A 4,409-nucleotide genomic window follows, 5' to 3' on the forward strand; every position below is an offset into this window, starting at 1 on the left:
GGGCCGCATAGTGAAGCGCTACGGCAATGGCCATGGCGGCGATGGATTCGACCGGGGCCGTCTCCCGATCGAGCGCCGCCTCGACGGCGCTCTCGAAAGCGGTGAGCGCCTCGTGATGCCGAGCCAGGCTGTGCAATGTGATGCCTCGACTGACGAGGGCCTGGGACAGTCCGATGCCGTCGCGGGCCTCGGTGAAGTAGCCGACGGCTTGCCGCGTCGCCGTCAGTTGCTCCTCCTCACGTCCCCCGAGCCTCGCCAACGCCCGAATCCGGTAGCTGCGGGCCCAGCCCATCTGGACGGCGTCGCCGGCGCGGGAGGCGAACTCGAACGCCTCGTCGGCGTGCTCGAGGGCCTTGTTGTAGTCGATCACGCAAACCAGCCGGGTCCAGGCGAGATACCCCAGATGAGTGGCTCGCAGCCGGTCGTCGCCCAACAGACGAGCGGCATTGGTGGAGAGAGCGAAGACGTCGTGCCAACGGTGCCAAAACACCCATCGATCGGAGTACCAGTGCAGCGACTCGGCGACGTCAACCACCAGCCGATGTTCACCGGCGTCCGCCGCTTGCCGCAGGGCGGCGAACCAGGCGTCGGCCTCGGCCAGCAGCCAGGCCCCCGCCGCTTGCTCCGAGGACACGATCCCCGTCCCGTCGGAATCACGTGGCACCACGGCTGCCTGAGGTCCGGATTCGAACCACTGGCCAGCGGCGATGGTCGTGGCCAGCAGCCACGTCCGCAGCCGCTTCCGCACCGACTCGATCTGCTCGGGCGGCTCTTCGTCGGCCAGCTTGCGTTCGCCGTAGGCGCGCAGCAAGTCATGGCAGCGGACCCGGCCGGGTGATGCCTCGTCGAGCAGGCTGACCTCGGTCAGTTCATCGAGCAAATCCTCGGTCTCGTGAACCGACCGATCTATCAGCACCGCAGCGGTCTCGACGCCGGTCGTGGCACCGGTCGCCAACGGCAGCCGGCGGAACAGGCACTGGGCGCTTGGCGACAGCTGGTCGTACGACAGCGCGAACGCGGAATTGACCTGTAGGTCACCGGCGGACAGGGCGTCGAGGCGGCGTTCACCGGGGACCAGCCGGGCGATCACGTCCGCGGCGCTCCAGTACCGGCGGCTGGCCAGCCGGTTGCCCACCACCCGCATCGCCAGCGGCATGTGCGCGCACAACTCGGCCAGCTGATTCAGCTCGCTGCTGGTCGCGGCGCGCCCCGCCGTCAGGCGGGCGAGCAGTGCCACCGATTCTTGCTCAGGTAACGGTGCCAGTGGCAGCCGATCGACGGCGTCGAGGCCGCTGAGCATCCGGCGGCTCGTCACGATCGCCGCGGCGCGGCCGTCGCCGGGAACCACGGCCACGACCTGCGCCTCGTCAACGGCGTTGTCCAGGACGAGCAAAATGCGTCTGCCCCGGCTGACTCGTTGCCACATGGCGGTGGCCTCGGCGAGGGCCGGCGGAACTGACGGCGACCGCGGGTCGACGGCGCGAATCAGTCGGGACAGTACGTCGAACGGGCTCAGCGGCTGCGTGCTCAAGCCCTGCAGATCGACGAAGTACTGCCCCTCGGGGAAGTCCGCAGCCAGCCCGGTGGCGGCGTGCAGAGCCAGCGACGTCTTACCGATTCCGGGTGGACCGCTGATCAGGACAACCCGTCTCGCTTCCCCCGCCCGAGCCCAGGTGCGGATGGTGTTCAGTTCGTCGTCACGGCCGGTGAAGTCAGGCACGGCGCGCGGTAGCGGCAAATCGGCGAACCCGCCGACCCTCGGCAGGTCGCGCTGCCGGCCGGCCCGGGCCGCCGCGGCCAGCGCGTGCCGGTCGGCGTCGTCCAACCTCAGCGCTGTGGCGAGCGCTGTCACGGTGCTGGCTCGCGGGCCCTTGCTGATCCCGCGCTCGATGTCACCGATGGCGCGGTCGCTGACGCCGGAGGCTGCGACAACTGCTCGAGCGAAAGATCAGCGGCAAGCCGCAGCCTGCGCAACAGCGGGCCGAGTTCGGCGTGATCGGCAGCGGCCGTACTTTCCACAGGATCCCCCACTCATCCATGATCCCAAGCGACTGGCTGGCAGGGATGGGCCGTCCAGCTTCTTGGCGAAAGGCGCCCGCGCTGCCGAGGTCAGCCCCCACGTGTTGAAGTGAGTCGCGTGGAAATGGCCGAAAGGGTTTCTGAGCTGGGCGTAACGAGCGGAAGCACCACCGGGCCGGCGAACTGTTTGTGATCTTGGTGGTGGGATCTACGCTCGTGACCTCGTATGACGGCAGCCGGAGGATGGGATGAGCTCAGGTAAGGCACTTCTGTGTTCGGGCATCGCCCTGGTCGTCGCCGCGCCTGTCGCTGCCTGGTGGCTGATCGGTGACATGACCGATCCGAACCTGCTGCGTGAAGGCATTCCGCTGGATTACGGCTACGAGGCGGTCAGTCTCGGAGCCGCCGCTGACCGTGCGGTCGGTATCGTGGCTTGCCTCGTCGCGGTTGCCTCCACGATTCTGCTGGTCGGGGCGACCCTCACTCGCCGGCTCCGCTGGGGATGGTGGTTCGTGCTGATCCCGCTGGCCGCGACCGGGTCCCTGGCTGCCCTTACCGGTCGCGCCTTGACCGCGGGCGTGATCGGCGGCAACATCGGCGGTGGCTTGCTGGCCATGGCCGCCATCCCGATCGGCGTGACCCTGGTCATCACCGCGGCGGCTGCGGGCAACCGCCTGTCCCGTCCCCGCTCCGGCTGGCGCTCAGCGTTGCTTCAGCCGCCCGAACACACCCGGACCGCACGCCCGCCGCTGCTTGACCGGCGTGCCAGCGGCCGGTCTAGTGGTGAGGGCGCCAGTTGAGGTTCGCGATGAGCTCCCGGTTGGCGGCGCGGGCGGCATCGAGTTCCTGATAGCAGTCAATGACTGTGGCCTGCAGGTCTACGATCTGCTGCTCCAGGTGGGTGATGTGTCGTTGCAGTGCATCGATGTCGGCGGGAGCGCCGAAGCCGGCTTCGCGCCATGCTTGGGTGCCGAGCAGCTCGGAGAGTCGGTGTTCCAGCCGACGGAAGTGGGTGGCTTGGCGAGTGATCTGGCCGTGGGCGTTGGCGAGGTCGGCTTGGAGCGAGGCCCGGCTGACCGCTGCCGGTCCCGCTCGGCGACGGGCGGGTTTGGGCTGCATGTAGCTGGTCGAGCAGATCGCGGTGTCGATAGAGAAACGTGCGGTCGGCCCCGGCGGCGCGGGCAATCGCGGCGACGCTGATCTCCGTCTGGGCACCGGCTGGCCGCGGTGATGGCGTAGACGACGCGCTGGCGCCGACGGAGGGAGTCGGCCTGACGTCCGGCGGCCAGAGCTGCCAGTCACGCGACGGGCTCCGGCCGGACGTCGGGCAACGGCTGGCGGGACCGAGGCCGACGTTGCGGTTCCTGTTCTGGCGCACGCGAATTGGCTCCACCGGCGCTCGCCGGACACGGCGGCGTGACGGCTTCACCTGGCCCCACCAGGCGGACTCATCCGGCAACTACGGTCTGTTACCGTCACGCAAGAGCGAGCACCCGGATCGCGGCATGAGAGCGCATCGGCGAACGAGCCAGCGGACCGATGGCATGGTGAGGGTATGCCCGAACGTCAACGTCGATCGTCGGCCTACCTGTCATCTTCACCGGTTGGTCGCCGCCGAGACTGTTTCGGACCGCAGAACTCAACGCGGCGGGCTGGGCCTCCATCGCCGGGCTCTGCATCTCTGGAGCCGCGACGGGGTTAGCCATCACACGCTTCACCGGTATCCCGGCCTGGCTCACGGCGCCCGTCGGTGGTGCCACCGCCTTTGCTGCCGTGCTCGTCGCCGACCGCAGCAAATGGGCCAAGATGCCAGCCACCTACACATGGACCGACAACCCTGCGGAGGTCGAGCGGATCGCAATACTGCTCCAACGAGCTGGCATCAACGTCTCAGCCGTCGCAAACGGAGTCGATCCACCATCGCTGCACTACCGCAACGGCGACTGGCGTCACGTCAGCCGAGCGTTCCGCGACGCCGGCCTTCCATCCCCGCCGAGAAGCTGACCACGCTCGTTCAGTCGCAGAACGCGACTCGCGGCAGAAGAGGACGTTGCGCTGGTGTGGATCGATGGGGTTATCGTGCTGGTGTGACAGACGGCCCACGGCTGCAAAGTCGAACTCTGGACGACGAGGCGCGCAGGCAAGCAACGGACATGATCCGCCGCCTCCGGGACCCCAGAATTTCCGACGACGCTGCGAGCGCGCTCTTTGATGAACTCGCCAGGCTCTTGATGTACCCCCGGGTCGGCGATCTTCTCTTCTGGCGTACACCAGAACTCACCGAGGAGGAAATCATCGAGGAAGCGTTGCAGTATCACCCATTCGTCGGTTAAGCGGGCAGAAGGCACCAAGCTACCGCACCCACTATGCGAAGATGCCCGATCTTCAAC

The 4,409-nt window shown here is 67.9% G+C and carries 4 protein-coding genes; 2 read left to right on the forward strand and 2 right to left on the reverse strand.

Annotation, left to right across the window (positions count from 1 at the left end):
* Positions 1 to 1,825: AAA family ATPase (locus Acy02nite_RS45795; RefSeq protein ID WP_203756526.1), on the reverse strand; the 1,825-nt coding region annotated here is incomplete at its 3' end.
* 442 nt (positions 1,826 to 2,267) lie between these two features.
* Here Acy02nite_RS45795 and Acy02nite_RS45805 point away from each other — a divergent pair.
* Positions 2,268 to 2,819: a hypothetical protein gene (locus Acy02nite_RS45805; protein WP_203756528.1), complete on the forward strand. Its 552-nt coding sequence runs from the start codon at positions 2,268 to 2,270 to the stop codon at positions 2,817 to 2,819.
* Here Acy02nite_RS45805 and Acy02nite_RS45810 read toward each other — a convergent pair.
* Positions 2,797 to 3,204 carry a hypothetical protein gene (locus Acy02nite_RS45810; protein WP_203756530.1) on the reverse strand — a complete coding sequence of 136 codons (408 nt, stop codon included), beginning with the start codon at positions 3,202 to 3,204 and terminating at the stop codon, positions 2,797 to 2,799. The two genes, Acy02nite_RS45805 and Acy02nite_RS45810, sit on opposite strands and share 23 nt — an antisense overlap.
* 902 nt (positions 3,205 to 4,106) lie before the next feature.
* Here Acy02nite_RS45810 and Acy02nite_RS45815 point away from each other — a divergent pair.
* Positions 4,107 to 4,352: a hypothetical protein gene (locus tag Acy02nite_RS45815; RefSeq protein WP_203756533.1), complete on the forward strand. Its 246-nt coding sequence runs from the start codon at positions 4,107 to 4,109 to the stop codon at positions 4,350 to 4,352.
* Positions 4,353 to 4,409: the final 57 nt, after the last annotated feature.

Origin of the sequence: Actinoplanes cyaneus (genome assembly GCF_016862095.1) — a bacterium.
Classification (GTDB): domain Bacteria; phylum Actinomycetota; class Actinomycetes; order Mycobacteriales; family Micromonosporaceae; genus Actinoplanes; species Actinoplanes cyaneus.

Bases quoted from the DNA above. Each gene is read 5' to 3' on its own strand.
- Acy02nite_RS45805 (WP_203756528.1), top strand. From the start codon at position 2,268: ATGAGCTCAGGTAAGGCACTTCTGTGTTCGGGCATCGCCCTGGTCGTC.